Annotated in this window: 18 protein-coding genes; 7 read left to right on the top strand and 11 right to left on the bottom strand. The window is 72.4% G+C overall.

Going from position 1 to position 21,213, the window contains the following annotated elements; genetic code table 11:
• The first annotated feature begins 13 nt into the window (after positions 1-13).
• Entirely contained in the window at positions 14-745 is a 732-nt protein-coding gene (locus ACFV1W_RS26715) for a TetR/AcrR family transcriptional regulator (RefSeq protein WP_380419782.1), read from the top strand.
• 417 nt (positions 746-1,162) lie between these two features.
• Here ACFV1W_RS26715 and ACFV1W_RS26710 read toward each other — a convergent pair whose 3' ends face one another.
• From ACFV1W_RS26710 to ACFV1W_RS26695, 4 genes are all read right to left on the bottom strand, one after another.
• A complete protein-coding gene (locus ACFV1W_RS26710; RefSeq protein WP_380419781.1) occupies positions 1,163-2,911 on the bottom strand; it encodes a LuxR C-terminal-related transcriptional regulator in 1,749 nt (582 codons plus the stop codon).
• A 215-nt stretch (positions 2,912-3,126) separates the two neighbouring features.
• Entirely contained in the window at positions 3,127-4,407 is a 1,281-nt protein-coding gene (locus ACFV1W_RS26705) for an MFS transporter (RefSeq protein WP_380419780.1), read from the bottom strand.
• Positions 4,408-4,501: 94 nt separating this feature from the next.
• Entirely contained in the window at positions 4,502-5,836 is a 1,335-nt protein-coding gene (locus ACFV1W_RS26700) for a peptide ligase PGM1-related protein (RefSeq protein WP_380419779.1), read from the bottom strand.
• A gap of 29 nt (positions 5,837-5,865) precedes the next feature.
• Complete coding sequence (locus ACFV1W_RS26695) at positions 5,866-7,947, bottom strand: anthranilate synthase family protein (RefSeq protein ID WP_380419778.1); 2,082 nt, start codon at positions 7,945-7,947, stop codon at positions 5,866-5,868.
• A gap of 282 nt (positions 7,948-8,229) precedes the next feature.
• Between ACFV1W_RS26695 and ACFV1W_RS26690 the strand changes: the two genes are divergently transcribed.
• Genes ACFV1W_RS26690 through ACFV1W_RS26680 form a run of 3 tightly spaced genes read left to right on the top strand, consistent with a single transcriptional unit; the run spans position 8,230 to position 11,471 of the window.
• Positions 8,230-9,498, top strand: a complete 1,269-nt coding sequence (locus tag ACFV1W_RS26690) for an NADP-dependent malic enzyme (RefSeq protein ID WP_380419777.1) — start codon at positions 8,230-8,232, stop codon at positions 9,496-9,498.
• Positions 9,499-9,545: 47 nt separating this feature from the next.
• Positions 9,546-10,727 carry a 3-deoxy-7-phosphoheptulonate synthase gene (locus tag ACFV1W_RS26685; protein WP_380419813.1) on the top strand — a complete coding sequence of 394 codons (1,182 nt, stop codon included), beginning with the start codon at positions 9,546-9,548 and terminating at the stop codon, positions 10,725-10,727.
• Positions 10,728-10,778: 51 nt separating this feature from the next.
• Positions 10,779-11,471, top strand: coding sequence for an isochorismatase family protein (locus tag ACFV1W_RS26680; RefSeq protein ID WP_380419776.1), 693 nt, complete (start codon positions 10,779-10,781; stop codon positions 11,469-11,471).
• A gap of 78 nt (positions 11,472-11,549) precedes the next feature.
• On the opposite strand, the gene ACFV1W_RS26675 is transcribed toward ACFV1W_RS26680, so the two are convergent.
• The 3 genes from ACFV1W_RS26675 to ACFV1W_RS26665 form a co-directional block, all read right to left on the bottom strand.
• Positions 11,550-12,011 (bottom strand): iron chaperone, encoded by a 462-nt coding sequence (locus tag ACFV1W_RS26675; protein ID WP_380419775.1) that lies wholly within the window; start codon positions 12,009-12,011, stop codon positions 11,550-11,552.
• A gap of 246 nt (positions 12,012-12,257) precedes the next feature.
• Positions 12,258-12,950: a transglycosylase family protein gene (locus tag ACFV1W_RS26670; protein ID WP_380419774.1), complete on the bottom strand. Its 693-nt coding sequence runs from the start codon at positions 12,948-12,950 to the stop codon at positions 12,258-12,260.
• Positions 12,951-13,295: 345 nt separating this feature from the next.
• Positions 13,296-13,925, bottom strand: coding sequence for a TetR/AcrR family transcriptional regulator (locus ACFV1W_RS26665; RefSeq protein ID WP_380419773.1), 630 nt, complete (start codon positions 13,923-13,925; stop codon positions 13,296-13,298).
• A gap of 109 nt (positions 13,926-14,034) precedes the next feature.
• Between ACFV1W_RS26665 and ACFV1W_RS26660 the strand changes: the two genes are divergently transcribed.
• Positions 14,035-14,703, top strand: a complete 669-nt coding sequence (locus tag ACFV1W_RS26660; RefSeq protein ID WP_380419772.1) for a hypothetical protein — start codon at positions 14,035-14,037, stop codon at positions 14,701-14,703.
• Positions 14,704-15,032: 329 nt separating this feature from the next.
• Here the strand turns inward: ACFV1W_RS26660 and ACFV1W_RS26655 are convergent, their stop codons facing one another.
• Complete coding sequence (locus ACFV1W_RS26655) at positions 15,033-15,437, bottom strand: carboxymuconolactone decarboxylase family protein (RefSeq protein WP_380419771.1); 405 nt, start codon at positions 15,435-15,437, stop codon at positions 15,033-15,035.
• Positions 15,434-16,099: a class II aldolase/adducin family protein gene (locus ACFV1W_RS26650; RefSeq protein WP_380419770.1), complete on the bottom strand. Its 666-nt coding sequence runs from the start codon at positions 16,097-16,099 to the stop codon at positions 15,434-15,436. The genes ACFV1W_RS26655 and ACFV1W_RS26650 overlap by 4 nt, the downstream gene beginning before the upstream one ends.
• 141 nt (positions 16,100-16,240) lie before the next feature.
• Between ACFV1W_RS26650 and ACFV1W_RS26645 the strand changes: the two genes are divergently transcribed.
• Positions 16,241-16,624 carry a MerR family transcriptional regulator gene (locus ACFV1W_RS26645; RefSeq protein WP_380419769.1) on the top strand — a complete coding sequence of 128 codons (384 nt, stop codon included), beginning with the start codon at positions 16,241-16,243 and terminating at the stop codon, positions 16,622-16,624.
• Between the two features lie 392 nt (positions 16,625-17,016).
• Here ACFV1W_RS26645 and ACFV1W_RS26640 read toward each other — a convergent pair whose 3' ends face one another.
• Positions 17,017-18,669, bottom strand: a complete 1,653-nt coding sequence (locus tag ACFV1W_RS26640; RefSeq protein ID WP_380419768.1) for an arylsulfotransferase family protein — start codon at positions 18,667-18,669, stop codon at positions 17,017-17,019.
• Between the two features lie 798 nt (positions 18,670-19,467).
• Between ACFV1W_RS26640 and ACFV1W_RS26635 the strand changes: the two genes are divergently transcribed.
• Positions 19,468-20,187, top strand: coding sequence for a hypothetical protein (locus tag ACFV1W_RS26635; protein WP_380419767.1), 720 nt, complete (start codon positions 19,468-19,470; stop codon positions 20,185-20,187).
• Between the two features lie 82 nt (positions 20,188-20,269).
• Here the strand turns inward: ACFV1W_RS26635 and ACFV1W_RS26630 are convergent, their stop codons facing one another.
• Positions 20,270-20,764, bottom strand: coding sequence for a hypothetical protein (locus ACFV1W_RS26630; RefSeq protein ID WP_380419766.1), 495 nt, complete (start codon positions 20,762-20,764; stop codon positions 20,270-20,272).
• Positions 20,765-21,213 lie beyond the last annotated feature (449 nt).

Below are 21,213 nucleotides of genomic sequence, written 5' to 3'. Positions count from 1 at the left end.
GAGGGAGGCCGGGATGGCCAAGGAGAAGGCGCGCGACCTGCGCGCGGGCATCGCACTGCTGTGGGGCGAGCAGGACCAGCCGACCCGGGGGCCCAAGCCCAGCCTCACCCCCCAGCGCATCGCGGCCGCCGCGGTGGAGATCGCCGACGCCGAGGGGCTGGACGCCGTCTCCATGAACAAGGTCGCCCTCGGGTTCGGCGTCTCCGCGATGGCGCTCTACCGCTACGTGCCCGGCAAGGCCGAACTCGTCGAGCTGATGGTCGAATCCGTGCTCGCGGACGTCCCCGACCCGTCGACGGCCGGCACCGACTGGCGGGAGCGCGTCACCGCCTGGGCCCGCCGTTCCGCGGAGGTCCACCGCGCCCACCCCTGGCTGCTGGCCGTCACCGCCATGCGCCGCCAGCTCATGGGCCCCAACCAGCTCGGCTGGCTCGACGCCGCCCTCGCAGCCCTGGAACCCAGCGGGCTCACCGCGGCCGAGCAGCACCGGGTCTTCGTCCTGGTCGCGGGCCTGGTGCGCTCCGTCGCCCAGCAGGACGCCGACTTCGACGAGCAGCACAGCCAGGAGTGGAACAGCCTCACCGGCGAGCTACTGGACCGCCACGCCGACCGCTTCCCCACCCTCACCCGCGCCATCGCCGCCGGCGCCTTCGCCCCCGACCCGGTAGACCCCCTGGACTTCGGCCTCGCCCGCATCCTCGACGGCGTCCAACTCCTCCTCGACCGGCCCACCGACCGGGCCTGAGGCACCCGGGCCGCCGCCGCAACACCCGCGGCCCGGGCCGCGGATGAGCGGTCCGGGCCGTCGGGTTCGTCGTCCCGCCACCTCGGCAGCAGGACGGCGTACTCGCGGATCAGCGCGGCGGTGCCGTCCTCGATCCGGGCGAAGACGAACACCTCGTCGAGCGAGCCGAACGAGCCGAGCTCCTGGCGTGCCGTCACGATCCGCTCCTTTGATGCAGTGGTGCGGAACGGGCCCGCCGTGAAGCTCTTGCGGGAGGAGAAGCCCATGCGGAGGGTGCCCTTCGATGGTTCGTCGAGGGCGCCGGCCTTCCAGACCCGGTCTGTTCTGTGACGGCCCGTTGTCGAGTTGTGATGGTCGTGCGACGGGCCCGAACCCGCTCGGCCGAGGTCCGGGCGTTCGCGACACGGTGAGCGGGCGTCAGAAGATGCCGAGGTCGTCGATGCCCGGGCGGTCGGTGGTCCAGAGGTGGGCGTGGCGGGCGAGTTCGACGCGGGAGCTGAGGCCGACCTTCCGGAAGATGTTGCGCAGGTGGTAGTTGACGGTGTGGGGGGAGCGGTGGATGCGGGAGGCGACCTGCTGGTTGGTGAGGCCCTGGCTGACCAGGTGGGCGACGGTGCGTTCGACGTCGCTCAGGGCGTCGGCGTTCTCCTCGGCCGCGCGGGCCGCCGGGTCGGACGCGGGCGTGACGGGCGTGTCGGGCGGGACGGGTGCCGGGGTCAGCGCGGGGGTGGCCGGTGGAGCGGGCAGCCGGGGCCGGGCCGGAGTTCCGGCCATGGCGTCGGCGTCGGCGCCGGCCCCGGCGGTGCGTAGGCGGGAGCGGGTGTCGAGCAGGGCCGCCAGGTCCTCGGCCGCGGCGGTCCGGGCCCAGTGGTGGCCGTGCTCGGTCGCCGCGCGGACCAGGCCGTCCGGGTCGCCGTGCAGCAGACTGACGGCGTGGACGGCGGAGGCCGCGAGGGTCGGGACGCCGGGGTTGTCCTCGGCGAGCCGCTCGGCTTCGCGGGCGGCGACCGCGGCCCAGTGCGGGTCCCCGGCCTCCAGGGCGGTACGGACGAACCAGGCGGCGGCCCCCGGCTGACGGGTGAAGAGCGCTGCCCGCGGGGCCGGGTGGGAGTACTGCTGGTCCATCTGCGTCAGCGCGGCGTGCGCGCCGTGCCGGGCCGCGGTGACCTGCAGCTCGACCCAGTCGTAGACCGGTGAGGGCATGCGGCCGACGCCGTCGGCGAGGGTCCGGCGGTAGCGGCGGACGAAGGCCTCGGCGCCGTCGTGGTCGCCGAACCGCAGGGCGAGCTGGCCGAGCGTGGCCAGCAGCGGCGGCACGTACAGCAGGGTGCCCCGGCACATCGCGGCGGCCAGCGCCTGCTGGGCCTCGTCGCGGGCCTCGGCGAGCCGGCCCCGGTGGCCGAGCAGCCGGGCCCGGTGGAGGGCGACGACCGAGTCCATCCCGCCGCCGCCCAGCCCGATCAGGTCGGCGACGGCGGCCCGGACGGTGGACTCGGCGTCGCCGTACGCCCCGGCGTCGAGGAGCCGGTCGGCCAGCACCAGGTGCAGGTAGGCGCGCCAGACCGGTGACGGCATCGCCTGGGCGCCGTCCACGGCGGCCCGCGCGAGCCGGAGGCCTTCGGTGAGGCGCCCGTCGGACAGCACCAGGCCGGAGAGGACGGCCATGGCGGCCAGCACCTCCGCGTCCGGGGCGATCCGGTCGTCGTAGCCGCGCAGCACGGACTCGGCGTGCCGGCGGCCCCGGTCGGGATCCTGGAAGTGCCGGCCGAAGGCGCGGCCGGCCAGTACGGCGCTGCGCACGGTGGGCGGTAGCTCCGGCGTGCCCCGGGCGCCGCGGCCGAGGATCTCCTCCGCGGTGGCGAGGGCGAGCCGGACCTCTCCACCGGCGAGCCGCAGCTCGACGAGCAGGCAGCGCAGCCGGGCGTTGAGCTCCGCGGGCAGGCCGAGGGTCAGGGCCGTGCCGAGGAGTTCCACGGCGCGGTCCACGGAACCGACCGAGGCCAGCGCCCGCAGCAGGCCCAGCGGGTCGGTCACGAGGGCGCGCAGCAGCGCGGCGACCTGGTCGGCGCTGCCCTGGCTGGCGAGCAGCCGGGCGGAACTCAGGAGGGTCGAGTCCGCGCGCTTCTCGGTGATGCCGACGAGCGGATCGGCCGCGCCGGTGGGCACGGTCGACGGTAAGGACAAGGACAATGGGTTCACACCGCTCTCCCCGTGTCCGCGGCGCGCGTGGTGGCCGTGGATCGATCGTCTCGCGCTGGTTCACCATGTCATCCGCGGTGCTGTGGAGCCACGGACACGCAACGGATTCTACGGTCCTTGATCCGCTTTTGGTGTGAACACGACGTTAAACGACACGGGGAGGGCGAACGTGCGTACGCGACTCAGGGCGTGTCGGTGGGCGCCTCCAACCGTGCTCCGTGCGACCGGTGTTCGGCCGAGGTGCTGACGAGGGTGAGCAGCAGGGTCAGCGCCGCGCCGCACAGCACGGCCGCACCCGGCTCCGCGTGGGCGAGGATGACGGCGGCGAGCGAGGCGGTGAGGCTGTAACCGACGCCCTGCACCGCGTACATGAGGGAGTACCCGGCCGCGAGCATCCCGGGCGGCACCCGCTCGCGCAGCGACAGGTTGCGGGTGACCATCACCCCGGACTTGAACGCGCCGGCCAGGAGCAGTCCGACGGCGATGCCCACCAGCCCCGGCAGCACCGCGATCAGGGCGACGAACGCCGCCATCGCGGCCAGCAGCACCAGGCTCTGCGCCCGCGGTCCGCCGGGCCAGCGGCGGGCGCCGTACAGCAGGCCGCCGACCACGCTGGCGACCGAGAACACCGTCAGCAGCGGACCGGACCAACTGACCGGCAGTCCGCGGGACTCCAGCAGCGCGGGCAGCACCAGCTCGGCGGTGGCCAGCAGCGCCATCGCGGCGGCGCTGGTCAGGTAGACCGGCCAGCCGGCCGCCAACGCCCGCCCCCGCGAGAGCGGTTCGCCCGTGCCCTGGCCGGCCTGCGCCCCGTCGGTGCCGGCGGCGGGCAGCATCCGGACCCCGGCCGCCGCCAGTGCGGCGCAGCAGGCGGCGAGGCCGAGCGGCGCGCCGGGCGCCGCGCCGAGCGCCAGGAACGCCACCGCGGCCGGGGCGACGGCCCAGATTCCCTGGGTGAGCGTGGTCTCCACGCTCAGCGCCCGGGCCACCCCGTGCTCCGGTACGGCGGCGACCAGCAGTGCCCGCAGCCCGCCGGCGTGCGCGGCGGGGGCGGCCCCGGCGAGGAAGGCCAGCAGCACGGAGAGCGCGGGCGGTGCCGAGTGGCAGAAGGCGAGCCCGGCGAAGGCGCCCGCGCCGCCCAGCAGCCCGAGGGCGAGCTCGCGCCGCAGCCGGGTGCCGTGCAGCCGGGCGCCGAGCAGCGGCGCGCCGACGACCTCTCCGACCACGTACGCCCCGCCGAGCACGGCGCCCAGGGTGTACCCGCCGGAGCTCTCGCGCACCAGGAACACCAGGGCGAGCGGCGCCATGGCGACCGGCAGCTTCGCCGCCAGGGTGACCAGCAGCCAGGGGCGTATCCCGGGGCGGCCCAGCAGCTCCCGGTACCCCATGGCCGGGGGCTCTCCCCGGTCCTGCTGTTCCAGCGCGCTGCCCTCGGCAGCGGTGCGCCGCTCGCCCTCACTCACCGGCGTCCTCCTTCACTCACTGGCGTTCTCCTTCCGGAGCGGTTCCCGGTTCCCGGTCCCGCCGGACGTCCCCGGTCCCGCCGGACGTCCCCGGTCACTCACCCGCGGTCCCGAACAGGGCGTCCACTTCCTCCTCCAGTACCCGCGCGGCGGCGTCGTCCTCCGCGATCAGGCAGCAGCCGCCGAAGCCGCCGGTGCGGCCGTTGTCGTGGACGGTCACCACGACGCCGGTGCGCCGGGCCGGGTCGAAGGCCAGCGAGGTGGTGGTGAGCTTGTCCAGGGTCGTGCGGAAGTCGGGGAAGGCGACTCGGCGCTTCTCGATCAGGACGCGCTCGCGGGCGTAGTCGCCGCCCACCAGCTCCTCGCCGATCCGGTGGATGTGCGCGGAGCCGACGACCCGGCCGTTGATCTCGTTGACGAGGACGGTGTCGTCCGGGGTGACGATCGCGTCGACGCTGAGGCTGCCCCGGTAGCCCATCCGGTGGAGCGTCTCGGACAGCCGGCGGGAGTCGTCGAGGAAGCCGGCGAAGGCGGGCAGCCGGACCGAGGGCGCGGGCACGATCAGCCCGTTGATGACCGGCTTCATCCGCATCTCGCCGTGCCCGACGAGCCGTACGCCCTCGTCGGTGACGAGCAGTTCGGAATAGATGGCGGGCGCCTCGGGGGTGTAGTGCTCCAGGACCACCCGGCCCCGGTGCGGGCCGGCGTAGTGCGCCCAGCGCCGGTCCAGGTGGGCGGTGAGCGCGGCGCGGTCGGTGATCAGCTCGGTGCCGGTCGCCCCGATCGGGCGGATCCCGGGCACGGGGCTGACGATCTCGTTCCCGATGCCGCCGACGTGGAAGTCCTGCTTGACGATGACGGGCTGCCCGGCGCCGATCGTCTCCCAGAGGAACTCCTCGGCCTCCTGCCGGTCATCGGTGACCGTGCCGAACGGCACCGGGATGCCGTGGCCGACGGCCAGCGCCCGGAAGGAGGCCTTGCTGTTGAGCAGGGCGGTGCCGCTCTGCGCGGCGAACGGGAAGCCCGGCGTGTGCCGGTCGAGCCCCAGGGTGCGGGCGAGCCGCACGCTGACCCGGTCGAAGTGGAACGGCAGGACGGTGCGGACCCCGTGGTCCCGTACGGCGGCCTTCAGCCGGGCGACGAACTCCGGGTCCTCCAGCCGGTCCCGGGAGAGCACGTCCTCGCCCAGGCTGCCGGCGGGCGGCACCACGACGGCCCAGGACCCGCGGTCGATGCCCTTCAGGGCGGCGACGTAGGAGAGGAACTCCTCGTCCAGTTCGACCGGGAGGACCAGGACGTCGCCCGCCTCGGCGAGCCAGACCATCCGCTGGGCCTGGCCGGCCACGTAGCGCCGGTATTCGGGGGTCAGCGAGCCGAGGTCGCCGATCATCTCGTCGGTCCGCTGGTTGCTCACGATCAGTTTCGGCATGACGGGTCCTCTCCGGAGGGGGTGGGCGCTCAGACGGTGTGGGCGGCGACGGCCGGGGCGGCCGCTGCCGGTACGGCGACGGCGGCGACGGCGGTCGGAACGCCAGCGACGGCGGTCGGGACGGCGGCGGCCGGGGCGGTGGCGGTGGCCGGGACGTCGAGCAGCCCGGTCACGCACTCGCGCAGGACGTCGAACCCGTCGGTGCTCAGCACGGACTCCGGGTGGAACTGCAGCGAGTGGAAGTGCGGTCCACGCAGGCCGTGCACCTCGCCGGTACCGGCGTCCCGGCTGACCGCGACGCTCCCGGCCAGGGTGGGGGGCGCGAACTCGTCGCCGTCCGCGACGGCCGCGAAGCTGTTGTAGAAGCCGACCCGGCGCTGCCGGCCGAACAGGTCGACGACCTGCTGCCGCCCCTGGTTCGGCTGCGGCTTGCGGACCAGGGGCAGGCCGAGCTCGCCCGCGAGCACCTGGTGACCGAGGCAGATCGACAGGAACGGCCTCTCGTCGCCCAGCAGTTGGCGCGTCAGCGCGCGAAGGGTGGCGATCTTGGCGTCGCCGACCTCCCGGGGGTCGCCCGGCCCCGGGCCGACCACCACCAGGTCGGCCCCGTGGAGTTCGACCCGGCCGTCCGCCGCCCGTACCAGGTCGTCCCAGCGGCGGATCTCCGGCTCCAGTCCGAGCGCTGCGAGTTGGTGGCCGATCATCGCGGTGAAGGTGTCCTCCGCGTCGACCAGCAGCACCCGGCCCCGGGCGACCGCGTCCGCGGCCCCGTCCGGCCGGCTCAGCCAGAACGGCGCGAGCTGGGCGTTGCGCCCGGCCAGCGCGGCCCGGATCCGGGCATCGCCGGCCCAGGCCGAGGTGTCGACGGCGGCCGGGGCCGGTCCGGCGGCGTCCGGCGTCCCCCGGACGGCCGCGAGCATCCCGGCCGCCTTGGCGTACGTCTCGGCGACCTCGGCCCGCGGGTCGGAGTGGCGGACCAGCGTCGCGCCGACGCCCATCCGCAGCCGGCCGGCCCGGTCGATCCGGGCGGTGCGGATCAGGATCGCCGAGTCCAGCCAGCGCCCGCCGCTCGCGTCCCGGCCGACCAGGGCCAGCACGCCGCTGTAGTAGCCGCGCCCGCCGGGCTCGTAGCGGCTGATCAGCTCGCAGGCGGACTCCAGCGGGCTGCCCGTCACGGTGGGCGCGAACAGGGTCTCGCGCAGGACGTCCGGTATCGGCCGGGTGCTGTACCCCTCGATCAGGTACTCGGTGTGGGCCAGCCGCGCCATCGGCTTGAGGAACGGGCCGACGACCCGCCCGCCGCCCTCGCAGATCCGGCCCATCATCTTGAGTTCCTCGTCGACCACCATCAGCAGCTCGTCGGTCTCCTTGCGGTCCGCGAGGAAGTCGAGCAGCCCGGCCACGGACGGCCCGCCGGCCGGGTAGCGGTACGTCCCGCTGACCGGGTTCATCACCACCTCCCCGTCGATCGCGCTGACGTGCCGCTCCGGCGAGGCGCCGACGAAGTAGCGGTCGCCCGCGCGGACCAGGAACGTCCAGTACGTGCCGCGCTCCTGGGCCAGCAGCCGGCGGAAGACGGACAGCGCCGCCCGCGCCCCGAAGCCGTCGATCTCGGCGGTGAACGGCCGCTCCAGGACGAAGTTGGCGCCGCGCCCGTGGCCGATCTCCTCGGTGAGCACGGTTCGCACGAGCTCCGCGTAAGCCTCGTCGTCGAGGGCGAACCGGGAATTGCGGACGGCGAGTTCGTCGTCCGGCAGCAGACGGAGCGCATCGGCGAGGCCGACCGACTCCTGGTCGGTGACCCGCAGCGCGAGCAGCGGGGCGCCGTCGTCGGGGGCGGTGAAGCCCCGCTCCGCGACCTGCCGGAACGGTACGACGACCAGCAGCTCGTGCCGGGGGCCCGCGGGCGGTACGGGACCGTCCTCCAGCGGGACTTCGGCCAGTGAGGCGAGCTCGGCAACCTCACCGACCACCACCTCGACCCGGTCGGCGGCGCCGCTCTCCGGCCGGTGCAGCAGGGCGTACGCGGCGGGCTCGCCGCCCGGTGCGAGCAGCGTGCCGAGCAGGCCTCCCGGGGCCTCGTCGTGCAGCGGCCGGGTGTGCCCGGTCATGGCGCCTCCTGAACGGCTGGAGCGAGCGGAAGGGGGGATGCCAACGACACTTCCGCACGGCCGGGAGGCCCACAACTACTCGAATTCGCAGGTCGATCGAGGAATGCGGTGATCGGGTGGGACGGACCCACTCGGTCGAGTAGTTCCGCCCGTGTCGGCGCCGCGACTAGCGTCGAACACGATCACCTTCGCGACGGACCTCCCGGCAACGGAACACCCGGCGCCCTGCGCCCCGTGAGGATCCCCGAGGCTCCCCCGAGATCTCCCGAGAAAGGGACGCCAGTGTCGGTCGCACACCAGGACCGTGCCGAAAGGCTCACCGAGGACGAGATATTCCGGGCCCACCGGGGCGGCAAGCTCCGCACCCAGGTCCCCATCACACCGCTGGACGCCCGCGCGCTGTCCGTCATCTCCACCCCCGGGGTCGCCCGCGTCAGCCGGGCGATCGCCGAGGACGGCCGACTGGCCGCCGACTACACCTGGGCGCACCGGCTGGTGGCCGTCGTCAGCGACGGCACCGCGGTGCTGGGCCTGGGCGACGTGGGCCCGGCTGCCGCGCTGCCCGTCATGGAGGGCAAGGCCGCGCTGTTCAAGGCGCTGGGCGGGCTGGACTCCGTACCGCTGGTGCTGAACACCCGGGACGTGGACGAGATCGTCGAGACGCTCGTGCGGCTGCGCCCCTCGTTCGGCGCGATCAACCTGGAGGACGTCGCCGCGCCGCGCTGCTTCGAACTGGAGCGCGCCCTGGACGCGGCGCTGGACTGCCCGGTGATGCACAACGACCAGCACGGCACGGCGATCGTGGCGCTGGCCGCGCTGCGCAGTTCGGCCGACCTGCTCGGCAAGCCGCTGCCGTCGATGCGGGTGGTGGTCTCCGGCGCCGGAGCGGCGGGCACTGCCTGCGCCCGGATGCTGGTCGCCGCCGGGGCGGGTGAGGTCGTCGTGCTGGACTCGCGCGGCGTCATCCACCACGGCCGCTCCGAACTGTCGACCGGGAAGGCCCAGTTGGCCGAGCTGACCAACCCGCGCGGACTGCGCGGCGGCCTGGCGGACGTACTGCCGGGAGCCGACGTGTTCATCGGTGTCTCCTCGGCGACCGTGCCCGAGGAGCTGATCGCCGCCATGGCGCCCGGCGCCGTGGTGTTCGCGCTGTCCAACCCCACCCCCGAGATCGCGCCGGAAGTGGCCGCCCGGCACGCCGCGGTGGTCGCCACCGGGCGCAGCGACCACCCCAACCAGATCAGCAACCTGCTGGCCTGCCCCGGGATCTTCCGCGGCGCTCTGGACGCGGGGGCCACCCGGATCACCGAGCGGATGATGCTGGCCGCCGCCGACGCCATCGTCGCCTTGGCGGCGGAGGACCTCGCCCCGGACCGCGTGGTCCCCAGCGTGCTCGACCCCCGGGTCGCCCCGGGCGTCGCCGCCGCGGTCGCCGCGGCCGTGCGTGAGCCGGCCGCCGTACGGGAGCCGGTCGGCGTGCGGGAGGGGCTCGTCACCAGTACGCCGCTTGCCGCCGTCCCGTCTTCCGTTTCCGTCGAGGAGCGACCGTGATCGACCGCACCAGCACCCTCACCGCACTCGACTCCTTCCGCGCCCCCCTGGCCGAGGAGGAGCTCCTGCCCTACCGCGGCCGCCCCGCCGGGCAGCAGCCCGACTGGGGGGACGCCTGGCTGGTCGACAAGGTGCGCGCCGACCTGGCCGCCCTGCCCGGGCTGGTCGCCTGGGACGAGGTGCGCCAGCTGCGCACCCTGCTCGCCGAGGCGGCCGCCGGACGGCTGCTGGTCGTCCAGGCGGGCGACTGCGCCGAGGACCCGGCCGACTGCACCCCCGAGGCCATCTCCCGCAAGGCCGGCCTGCTGGACGCGCTGGCCGGCGTGCTGCGGATGAACACCGGACTGCCCGTCGTGCGGGTCGGTCGGATCGCCGGCCAGTTCGCCAAGCCCCGCTCCCGCCCCACCGAGGTCGTCGACGGCGCCGAACTGCCGGTGTTCCGCGGCCTCATCGTCAACGCGCCCGACGCCCAGCCGATGGCCCGCCGCCCCGACCCGCTGCGCCTGGTCACCGGCTACCGCGCCGCCGCCCGGGCCATGGCCCAGCTGCGCCGGCACGAGGAGACCTGGTCGCCGCTGCCCGACCCGCTGGTCTGGACCAGCCACGAGGCCCTGCTGCTGGACTACGAACTGCCGCTGCTGCGCCGCTCCTCCGACGGCCGGCTGCTGCTCACCTCCACCCACTGGCCGTGGATCGGCGAGCGCACCCGCGAGCCGGACGGCGCCCACGTGCGGCTGCTGGCCGACGTGGTCAACCCGGTCGCCTGCAAGGTCGGCCCCGGCTGCACCCCCGCCGAGCTGCTGGAACTGTGCCGCGTCCTGGACCCGGACCGGGTGCCCGGGCGGCTCACCCTGATCGCCCGCTTCGGCGCGGGCCGGGCCCCCGACCGGTTGGCGGACCTGGTCCGGGCCGTGCGCGGGGCCGGCCACCCGGTGAGCTGGCTGTGCGACCCGATGCACGGCAACACCGTCAGCGCACCCGACGGCCGCAAGACCAGGGTGCTGTCCGCCGTGGTCCAGGAGGTCGGCGAGTTCCTGGCGGCCGTCCGCCGTGGCGGCGGCGTCGCCGCCGGCCTCCACCTGGAGGCGACGCCCGACCCGGTCGCCGAGTGCGTCACCGACACCGCGGCCCTCGCCGACGCCGGCCGACTCGGCCCGTACACCACGCTCTGCGACCCGCGGCTCAATCCGGAGCAGTCCCTCACCGTCGCGGCGGCCTGGCGCCCCTGACCGCCGCCGCTCCTGACCGCCCCCGCCACCACACCCTGACGAGGTCCCGCCTTGAGCATCAGCCCCATCCCGCCGTACCCCATGCCCACCGAACGCGACCTGCCGGAGAGCCGGGTGCCCTGGGCCCCGGACCCGGACCGCGCCGTCCTGCTCGTCCACGACATGCAGGAGTACTTCCTGCGCCCCTTCACCGCCGACCGCTCGCCCGCCTCCGAGCTCCTGCACAACTGCCGCCTGCTCCGGGCCCGTTGCGCCGACCTCGGCGTCCCCGTCGTCTACACCGCCCAGCCCGGCGACATGGACGACGAACAGCGCGGCCTGCTCAAGGACTTCTGGGGCCCCGGCATGCGCGCCGAACCGGGCGACCGCCGGATCGTCTCCGCCCTCACCCCGCAGCCTCGCGACCACGTCCTCACCAAGTGGCGCTACAGCGCCCTGCACCGCTCCGGCCTGCTGGAACTGCTCCACGACAGCGGCCGCGACCAGCTCATCCTGTGCGGCGTCTACGCCCACGTCGGCGTCCTGATGACCGCCGTGGACGCCTTCTCCCACGACGTCCAGCCCTTCCTCGTCGCCGACGCCGTCGCCGACTTCTCCCTCGACCGGCACCGCATGGCCCTCTCCTACGCCGCCAACAACTGCGCCGCCGTCACCACCACCCGCACCGCCCTCCTCGCCCTGGGCGCCACCGCGGCCGGCACCGCAGCCACCGACCGCGCCGAGGCCGCCCTCCCCGTCTCCTGACCCACCGCACGGAGACACCGCACGCGCGGACACCGAGGGTCCGGGCCGCTTCCCGGTGGCCCGGGCCCTCCACCGCCCTCAGCCCACGGCCCTGCGGACGAGCGCACCGATGTGCTCCTCCTCGGCCGGGGTCAGATGCTTCACGGCGTAGGCCACCGGCCACACGTCGCCGTCGTCCAGCGCCGCCTGGTCGCTGAAACCGAGCGTGGCGTACCGCGACTTGAACTTCTGCGCGCTCTGGAAGTGGCAGATGATCCTGCCGTCCCTGGCGTAGGCCGGCATCCCGTACCAGAGCTTGGCCGTGAGGTCCGGAGCCACCGCCTTGACGAGGGCGTGGATCCCCTCGGCGAGCACCCGGTCCGCCTCCGGCATCTCGGCGATCTTCGCCAGCACCTCCCGCTCCGCCGCCGCCTCCTTCTCCGCCCGCGACCCCCGCCCTGCCACCGCCCGCTTCTGCTCCTGGGCGTGCTCCTTCATGGCGGCCCGCTCCTCGGCGGTGAACCCGGTGTACTCCTCGGCGGGCGACTCGGTGCGCTGCATGACGGATCTTCCTCTCGTGGTGGGCACTGGATCAGAACCGTGCGGTGCCATGGCCTTCACGCTAGAGGTCCCCCGCTCGCCGGGGCTTCTCGAATCCTGACCGGTTCTGTGCCGCAGGCCTGGACGTCGGCGAGGCCTCCAGGGGCGCGGCCGACCTGAACGCCCTCCGGTCCCGCCGCACTCGTCGGACCCACCGGGGACCGTGGTTGTGACGACCGCGGTCACATGGCCGGACGTTCGCCTGGGTCAGCGCAGGGCGAGGACCTGGCCGGGCAGGATCAGGTCCGGGTCGTCGCCGATGATTTGGCGGTTGAGAGCGTAGAGGGTCGACCATCCGTCGGGGGAGCCGACTTCCTGGGCGATGTTCCCGAGGGTGTCGCCGGGACGTACGGTCCAGCTGTCCATGTCGGCTCCGTCCGCGTCCGTGGCCCCGTCGGTGACTGCGGGAGTGTCCACCGGGGCGGTGTGCTCGGTGCGCGGGGCGGGCGGGGCGGCGGCGTGCGGCCGTGATTGCGCGGAGCCGTGGCCCCGAGCGTGGGTGCCGGCGTAGCTGTTGGAGCGGTCGCCGCCGTGGCCGGCGCGGGCTCCGCAGGACGGCCAGGGAGCGAGCCCGCGGTTCGAGGCGAGGTGCTCGGCCACCGCGATCTGCTGTTCGCGGGTCGCCCGGTCCGGGCGGGGAGCGTAGGCGAGGCCGCCGTTGGCGCGCCAGGTCGCAGTGTCGAACTGCAAACCGCCGTAGTAGCCGTTGCCGGTGTCGGCCTGCCAGCGCCCTCCGCTCTCGCAGCGGGCCAAGGCGTCCCAGTCGGTCCCCCCGGCGCGGACCCCGGTGGGCACCACGACCGCGGACGACTCCTTGGCACCGCCGAGGACGGTGGCGAGAGCCAGCAGGGGAAGCAGCAGAACGACGAGCAGACGACGGATCACGGACAGCGGCGACATGGACACTCCGCACATCGGGGACGGGGGCCAGGCGTTGGTACGCCTTCTCCACTCATGCGTCACGCGAGCCCGGATGGTTGCCAGGCACACCGCGATCCCGCCCCATCGGCGGTCCGACACCACTCGAACGCTCCGCACTCCGCTGTCCTTCGGACGATCGCGGCCGGGGGAAGCCGCGGAGCCGCCGAACCCACCGCCGCGGAACGACGGAGGCTCGGCCCGCTTCGCGCCGGTCCGGGCCTGCGATCACTCGTGAGGGGCGTCCCCGGGGCTGGGACACGGAGGTCCCCGCCGTCCGAGGGGCCGAGCGGAGTCCGAGGGGGTCACCGGGCGGCGGAACGGGATCTACTGGCAGAGCGCCGCGAAGCCGGTGCAGAGCAGGCGCAGGCTTCGTGTGAACTTCTCGTCCTGGCTGATCCGGGGGATCAAGTCGCCCATGACCAGCGGGAATCGCCCGCACAGGTCGGCGTGGAGCTCGGCAGTGACGGTCGGTGGGGCGGTCGGCTGGTTCTGCTCCTGGAGCACGAAGCCGGTGATGTGACTGAGCAGGGTGTCGGCGGCGATGCCGCAGTGCTCGGCGGGCAGCCCGGCGTCGAGGAGGGTGCCCAGCAGGCGCTCCATGAGGGAGAGGGCGCCGGTGCTGAGCACGCCGGGGCTCTCGGCCAGGAGTTGGGCGCCGCCGGGGTGCTGCTTGATGCTCCGGCGCAGGGCGGTGGCCTGGGCCTCGACGCGGTCCTGCCAGGGGGCGCCGACGGCGAGGGCGGCCAGGGCTTGGGTGCCTGCGTCGTACGCCTGGCGGCAGACCCGGTCGGCCATCAGGGCGAGCAGCTCGTCCTTGCCGCGCACGTGGTAGTAGAGGCTGCCCGCGTGGGCGTCGAGCCGGTCGGCGACTTGGCGCATGGACAGGTTCTGGTAGCCGACCTCGGCGAAGACGGCCATGCCCGCGTCGACGATGCGGTCCTTGGTGAGCTTCATGCGGTTCACCGTACAGCGTTTTCCAACACCGTTCGAAAATCGTGCTAGCTTTGCTCCAGAAGTTTTCGAACGGCGTTGGAAAACGCCGGAGCCGGGGAGGGGCAGGACCATGGGGGCGATCCTTTTCAACGTGACCACGGCCGCGCTGATGGTCATGATGGTCAACTGCGGGCTCGGCGTCGTCGGTCGCGACACGCTGCGCTCGCGGCCGCTGCCGTGGGCGGCGATCGCCCTGACCGCCGTCGCCGTCGGCGGAGTGGTGCTCCAGCTGGTGTGGTCCGGCGCCATGGACGCGCTGGACGCTGACCCGGCCAGGTCCGGCTGGTGGCGCGAGTTCACCTCGGTGTTCATGCAGAACGGCGGGCTCTTCGGCGGCCTGTGGAACCTCGTCACCCTCGCCGCCGTCGCCGCGCTCGCCCAGTGGTACTGGGGCGGCACGCTGACCCTCGTCTTCTTCCTCGCCGGCATCGTGCTGCCCGGCCGGACCGACGCCCTGCTCGGTTTCGGCGACGGCCCCGGCACCGACCCCCGCAACTTCGCCGGCAGCTCCGGCGCCACCTACTTCCTCGGCGCCACCCTGGCCCTCGCCTTCCTCACCCGCACCCGCCTCCCCAAGGAGATCGCCCTGGCGGCCGGCGTCCCGGTGCTCGGCCTGGCGATGTGGCTCGCCCAGGACAACGGCCACGGACTGGTCGCCGTCTACGGCTTCGCACTCGGGGCGCTGGCCTGGGCGGTCCGCAGCCGGCTGGTCCGTCCGGCGGCCGAGCGGGCGGCCTGACCGGCGGCGCTGCCGCGACCGCTCGGGGCACGCGGGGAGTCCGTGATCGGCGCCCGTGCCAGGACTGTCCGGTGGTGCCCCCCGGGGGGACGCTCCGGTCAGTGCGGCGGATCGTCGCTGGAACGATCTCCCCGCGGCGGGTCGTGCCCGGATCCGGCGACTCGCCGGGTGAGCTCGCCCACCTGCCCGCGAAGGGCGGCGATCTCGTTCCTGAGGGCGTCGAGCGCCGCTTCGACGGGCTGGTCGACGGACCCTTCGGCCGGTCACTTGATCGCCCCCGGGCAGAGGACGGCGACTTCGCTAGTCCTGCGTCAGCCGTGTTTCGGCGGTCAGCCGATCTGGCCGTCGTCGTCCTGCAGGAGTTCGACGATGATCTCGATGCCGAGCGCGTAGGCCGGCGTGCCCGAGGTGATGAGCGCGGTCTCGGCGACTCCGATGAGGTCGGCGATGCCGGCGCCCGCGTGGAGTGATCCCCGGGCGTGGATCCGGGCCGGTTCTGCCCGGCCGAGAGCCAGCAACTGCCCGAAGTGGACCAACTGTTGCACTCGACCGCCGAGTGGGCTGTCGGCCAGAACTATGTGGCGCAGGGCCGTGAACGCCTCCTCCGTGGGGAGCCGGCCGAAGGCCTGGGCCACCCGCAGACGGTCCTCCACTGCGCGAGGGACGGCTCCGAGCGTCGTGCGGTAGCGAGCCCGCAGGACTTCGGAACGCTCGGCGAAGGTGTGGTCGGTCATGACGAGACCCGTGCGATCGAGGCCCGGACAGCCTCCAGGGCGCCCTCGGGGAAGTCCACGGCCCCGCCGATCGCCGCAGCGGCGATCTCGGCCTCGGCGCTTTCCTCGATCGCCACGACGAGGTGGGCGGCGGCCGCCGCGTCCGGGCCGAAGACCAGCAGCCCGTGGTTGGCCAGGAGGGCCGCGGACGTCGTCGGGCGTCCTTCCAGGACGTCGGCGATGCCCCGGACTGACACGTCCGACCCGCGCGGGCCCCAGGGCACCACCGGTACGTCCTCGGGCTGCCCGAAGCGGAGCATCGGTTCGGTGCGGCACGGAAGCGGCCGGTGGGCCACCGCGAAGGCGGTCGCGGCGGGTGAGTGGGTGTGGATGATCGCGCCCACGTGTGGGCGGGCGCGGTAGACGACGCTGTGCATGGTGATGATCTCGGCGCTGACGGAGCGCAGTTCTCCTTCGAGGACCTGCCCGTCGAGACTGACGGTCGCCAGGTGGTGGGGCTCCAGGTCGCGGACGAACCCCGGGGTCAGCAGGAAGCGGTCGGCGTCGAGCCGGACGCTCAGGTTGGCGTGCCCGGAGTGTGACATCACCCCGGCTGCGAAGAGCTGCCGGGCAGCCTCGACGAGCTGGTGGGCCCGGTTCTTCACTTCTGGTGCGTCTGTCATCTCTTCATCTCCCAATTCCCTGTCGGCGGTGGCCGGTTCGCCGCCGCTGCACGTGCCAGCCACTCTGCGACTTGAACTAAGGTTCAAGTCAAGCGTCAGGCCGGCAGGACGAGACGACGAGAGAAAGAGGATCGACGGAGCATGCGTATGACGATCGGTCAGCTTGCCGAGATCACCAACGTTCCCGCGTCGGCCATCCGGTTCTGGGAACGCCACGGTCTGCTGCCTGCGCCCGAACGCCAGAGTGGGCAGCGACGCTATCCGCCGCAGGCCGCAGAGCGGATCGTGCTGCTTCGCAAGTTCCAGCAAGCCGGGCTGAGTCTGGCCGAGGTCAGGGAGTTCCAGCAGGACCAGCCGCGGAGGCAGGCGATGATCCGCGCCAAGATCGCCGAGATCGAGCAGCACATGGTCGATCTCGACCACGCCCACCAGCTCCTGACCCATGCCCTCCAGTGCGGCGAGACGGACATCGTCAGCTGCCCGACCTTCCGGGAACAGATGGCGACGTGGAGCCACTCCGGCTGACGTCCATCGACGGCACCGGGCCCGTCGGCCTGCTCCGGTACTCGAGACGGCAGGGCAGGGGCGCGCAAGGCTGCCCGGCGACCGGCTATCCCTCGATGGTTGGCGCGAGACGGCGAAGGCGGAGGATACGAGATTCGAACTCGTGAGGGGTTGCCCCCAACACGCTTTCCAATTCTCCTCAGCGCTGTCCGGCGCCGTTCGCAAGCGTTCTGAACTGAGGCTCCTTGCTGCCGGGGTGGCGGCTGAACCCATTCGGACGGCGGTGAACGAGACCGGGACCGAGACCAGGCCGGCGCTGCTGTTCGACGGTTGCGGGCGAGGCCGCCACCGATGACGGACCGGGGAGCGGTCCTTCCCGCAGAGTCCGACCCGGTATCGATCACATCCCCACCTCAACCGGAGCGGGTCACGACGCGGGACGTCCCGATGACCTTCCCCCTTGCGTTCAGCGCCCTCACCTGGAAGTACGGTCCCGGGTTGTCCGTCGTGACGGCCGTCTCGAAGCCGGTCCGGTCGGCGTGGCCGACGACCACCGACAGGGAACGGGCGTCCGGTCCGGCGAGCACCTGCCACGCTCCGGTCTCCGTCGAACCGTTCCAGGAGGCGTAGACGATGCTCCGCCCGCCGCCACCGTCGCGCGCCGCCGCACTGGGCGGATACCACGGCTTGCCGACCCACCGGTGGCGGAACGCCCGGTACGAGACGTCGGAGCCCGGCATCATGGCGTCGTAGAGCAGGTTCTTCGAGCCGTCGCCCTCGGTGTTCCCGGCGCCCCTGTACTCCGAGTAGTACGACTCCTGCCCCCACCCGACGAACTCGTTGCCGTTGGTGAGCGCCTGGGTGTCTCCCTGGGACGCCGCGTACAAACCCGGTGCGTGGTAGTAGGTCCGCGCCACGGTCGCGCGGTGGTTGGGGAGGTCGAGGTTGAGGATCAGGCCGTGTGACTGCTGTTCGGGCGTGCCGTCCGGCTGGTTGCAGCAGCCGTCGTCGAACATGCTGATTCGGTTTCCCGGCCGGAACCGGGCGTGGTGCTGCCAGTAGAAGTCCGCGTTCGGGCCGAAGCTGAAGTCACTTCTCTTGCCGCCGAGTTGCCAGCGGATGTCGCCTGTGCGCCGCGCGACGTCGTAGACCGCCCAGAGGTTCCGGGCCGAGATCAGCAGCTGGCCGTCGGGGCCCTCGTCGATCGAGTTCACGTGATAGGCGTCCCACACCCCGCCGGACGAGGACGCCGAGGAGGCCGACACCTCGGAGTCCGCCGGGTTCACGTGGTCCAGGATGTCCCACGAGAAGACGAGTTTCCCGGTCGCGAGATCGACCTCCTGGACCTCGCTGTCCTCGATGGCTCCGTTCTTCGGCCCCCCGTACGGGGTGAGGTCCATCGGGACCGGCTTGGACGCGATGAACAGCGCGGTCCCCCGGCGTGTCAGGAGGAACTCGTGGAAGTCCGGGTAGAAGCCGTGCCGGGCGAAGACCGTCCTGATCGGGCGGTAGTGGTCGTCGTAGATGTAGTAGCAGCCTCCAGGCTCGGGGGCGCCGCCGGGCAGGTTGGTGTAGTACGGGGGAATCGCGATGGTTCCCTGCCAGAAGGTCAGCACAGGCTGAGCGGTGCCGGTCCGGGGATCGTGGTACGTCTGCACCCGGAAGTCGCCGTTCTCGAGGTTCGCGACGGGAAGCGGGCGGAACCACACCGGATCGCCGGAGTCTTCGAGCATCAGCGCCCCGGTCTGGCCGACCGGCTGGGTGAGGTTGTACGGGGCGACGAAGATGTCCCCCGGGGCCGTGCCCGGCTGTCGCGTGGTCACGGTGACCCGCATGGGATGCAGCTTCGGCGCGGACACGAAGCTCCACACATCGCTGCCGGAGGTGATCGGTGGCGGTACGTTCGTCGCCGGCGGGGCGGGCTGGGTCGCGCACTGGGCACGGTCCCATCCCATCAGGTCGGACGCTGCGGACGTGCCTGCCCCGAGCGAGCCGAGTGCCCCGGCCGTCACCATCACCGTCGCGGCCGCCATCCAGCGGTGCCAGGCGCCCATAGCTGCAGGCACGCCCCTCCTCCTTCTGCTGCTCACCCGTGCGGAATCGGAGCGGTGGCCGCACGGCCTTGGCCGTCCTGCCCGGAAGCGGCGGGAAGCCAGCGCCCCACACGAGGTTGTACGGGCCTGCGGCCTTCGCCTCAGAGGCCATCGCCCCGGGTGACCGGTATGGCCCACAGATGGCACCCGAACAGACCAGACAGCTGGCCGGTGGGCGAGCGGTCCCGCCCGGCCGGCTGGATGCTGCCCCGCAGTGGCTTCGTCCGGCAGGTGGTCAAGGACGCCGACGGGGACGACTCGCAGGGCCCGAGGAGGTCGACCGGGACGGGACACGACGAAGGCCCCGACCGGATTCCGGTCGGGGCCTTTCGTTTGCCCTGGCGGGCGAAGGCGGAGGATACGAGATTCGAACTCGTGAGGGGTTGCCCCCAACACGCTTTCCAAATGTTCGTCCGACTGTCCAGGAGCGGTCGCAGGCGTCCTGACCTGCGGCGGAATGACTCGCCGGTCGGGCGCTGAACGCCCCCGGACGGGGGTGAATGCAACCAGAACTGCAACCACGACGGGCCGCAGTCCGTGACGGGGACGGGCAACCCCGTTGCTGTTCTGACCGCACCTTGGTAACTTCGCACGGCTATGCAGGCTCGGGCTCAAGTGCCGGGTGTGACGGCGACCCGCTTGGTCGACCATGCGAACGAGCACGTAGCTCGGGCGACACGTCGGTACGCGGGATCCTCTATTGCCCGCGACGGTGGTGCTGACGCACACGTGCGTTGTGCTGCCGTCTCTGAGACGTGAAGTGAGCCAAAAATGGTCCATTCGTTCATCGCGCACACGAGCCCGGGGCGATGCAGGGTATTCGCCCTCGTCAAGGACCCTGATGACCGGTTGGAGGTGGTCACCACGCTGGGGGCCGGCGATCTCCATCTGAGCGACGAGCTCATCAGTGCGCTCAACGACTTCCTGTCCGACCGGGACAACGCGGCCCTCCAGACCGTGCTGGACCGTGCCCCGAGCCCGGTGCGTATGGCCGTGCAGCAATTCCTCAAGGACAAGTGCGCACCTGAGGCAGGAACATTCACCGCATACGGGCCGATCGACATCGTCCGCCATGCCGTCTACTTCAGCAGGATCGACGAAGAACTCGAGGACTACCTTGAGGGCGCCTACATGATCGGGCTCGGCATCCGCATGTCGAACGAGCGCGGTACGGACGGCGACGTCGGTTGGGTGATTCAGTTGCTCAGCGACGAGGTCTCCGTGCCTGCCAGCGCCGAGCCGCGTACGTGGGCGCTTCCCACAGAGGTGAAGCTTCTGAATACCTGGACCAGCAAGCAGCCGCTTGCCGGCCTCGGGCCCGTTCGTAGCGCGCTCAAGGCTGCGGCGGGTGCAAGCGCGGAGGGGCACTGGGTCAGGATTCACACCCTGCTCCACAGTGACCGCGACGAAGGCTTCGAAGGCAGCGGGACTTCGGAGTTCGTCGTTGACGTCTTCGACGCGCCGATGCCGCTGCAGGAACTGGACGAGTAGGGCGCAAAACGTGATGTGCGCCCCGACCGAGGCTGGTCGGGGCGCATGTTTCAGGAGATCGATTCCGGCCTGCCGGTTCGTTCTAAGCCTCTGTCTCCGCCGTCGGCGCCCGCCCGATGATGGAGGAGAGCGTGCCCCGATACGTCGTGCCCAACGCCGTGACCACACCGACCACTGGTCCTGGGCCGCTCTTCATGCGGCTCACGTAGTTCTCCGGGAGCAGTACTCGGTCGCCCACTTTGAGGTGATCGCCACCTCGCCACCGGTATGCGTACCCACCGACATCTACGACCTGATCGCCGCCGACTTCATAGATGCGAGTGGCCTCGTCGATCCGTCGCTCGAGTTCCTTAACCCGCCGCTCCAGCCACTCGATCTTCAGCTTTGATGAACTGGCTCCAGACTCGCAGCCGACCTTGTACCCCTCGCTCCAGCCCCGTCGATGAGCCTTCGCTACTGCGCGATCTTCGTCCGTCGCGTGCGTACCACAGGCGACATCCGAACCGGATATGCGAACGCGGCACGGCTTGCCAGCGCGCGTCGGCCGCCCACAGGTTCGCTCCTCGTTTTGCGCCATGCTGGCCCTCCAGTGGTCGAGTGGATCGACCATAGTCCCAAGCGCCCGTCCAGGCGTACGAGTTCAGTGCAACGGAGACCACAAGCGAGGCGTTCGAGAAGGCGAATTGTGAGGGGTTGCCCAAACATGCTTTCCAATTCTCTCGAACACTGTCCGCCGGGGTTCACACCGGTTCTGACCTGCGGCGGTGCGGGTCTCTGGGCAGCTGCTGAACCTGGTTGGACGGGGGTGAATGAGACCAGAGCTGAGACCACATGGCTGTGCTCTGTGAGACCGGAATGCGTGTTGAGCGATCGCGCGGCTCCGACCTGGCGGGTGCCGCAAGCGGAACGGCGGCACATCTCGTGTGCACGTTGTCGGCGACGGCTGAAAACGGGCCGGTTCCAACGGTTCAGTTGAGGGCCAGTCGTGGTCTCGCTGTCAGTCGTTGTCGTCGGTGGGGACGCGTC

This window comes from Kitasatospora sp. NPDC059648 (assembly GCF_042734825.1).
Lineage (GTDB): Bacteria > Actinomycetota > Actinomycetes > Streptomycetales > Streptomycetaceae > Kitasatospora.
Note: the sequence above shows the minus strand (reverse complement) of the source record. Positions and strands in the feature narration are given on the sequence as shown.

Excerpts from the sequence above, each read along its gene's own strand:
- ACFV1W_RS26645 (WP_380419769.1), top strand. The coding sequence starts at position 16,241 with ATGCGTATGACGATCGGTCAGCTTGCCGAGATCACCAACGTTCCCGCG.
- ACFV1W_RS26660 (WP_380419772.1), top strand. The coding sequence starts at position 14,035 with ATGGGGGCGATCCTTTTCAACGTGACCACGGCCGCGCTGATGGTCATG.
- ACFV1W_RS26650 (WP_380419770.1), bottom strand. The coding sequence starts at position 16,099 with ATGACAGACGCACCAGAAGTGAAGAACCGGGCCCACCAGCTCGTCGAG.
- ACFV1W_RS26665 (WP_380419773.1), bottom strand. The coding sequence starts at position 13,925 with ATGAAGCTCACCAAGGACCGCATCGTCGACGCGGGCATGGCCGTCTTC.
- ACFV1W_RS26695 (WP_380419778.1), bottom strand. The coding sequence starts at position 7,947 with ATGACCGGGCACACCCGGCCGCTGCACGACGAGGCCCCGGGAGGCCTG.
- ACFV1W_RS26630 (WP_380419766.1), bottom strand. The coding sequence starts at position 20,764 with ATGGCGCAAAACGAGGAGCGAACCTGTGGGCGGCCGACGCGCGCTGGC.
- ACFV1W_RS26700 (WP_380419779.1), bottom strand. The coding sequence starts at position 5,836 with ATGCCGAAACTGATCGTGAGCAACCAGCGGACCGACGAGATGATCGGC.
- ACFV1W_RS26635 (WP_380419767.1), top strand. The coding sequence starts at position 19,468 with ATGGTCCATTCGTTCATCGCGCACACGAGCCCGGGGCGATGCAGGGTA.
- ACFV1W_RS26655 (WP_380419771.1), bottom strand. The coding sequence starts at position 15,437 with ATGACCGACCACACCTTCGCCGAGCGTTCCGAAGTCCTGCGGGCTCGC.
- ACFV1W_RS26670 (WP_380419774.1), bottom strand. The coding sequence starts at position 12,950 with ATGTCGCCGCTGTCCGTGATCCGTCGTCTGCTCGTCGTTCTGCTGCTT.
- ACFV1W_RS26675 (WP_380419775.1), bottom strand. The coding sequence starts at position 12,011 with ATGCAGCGCACCGAGTCGCCCGCCGAGGAGTACACCGGGTTCACCGCC.
- ACFV1W_RS26715 (WP_380419782.1), top strand. The coding sequence starts at position 14 with ATGGCCAAGGAGAAGGCGCGCGACCTGCGCGCGGGCATCGCACTGCTG.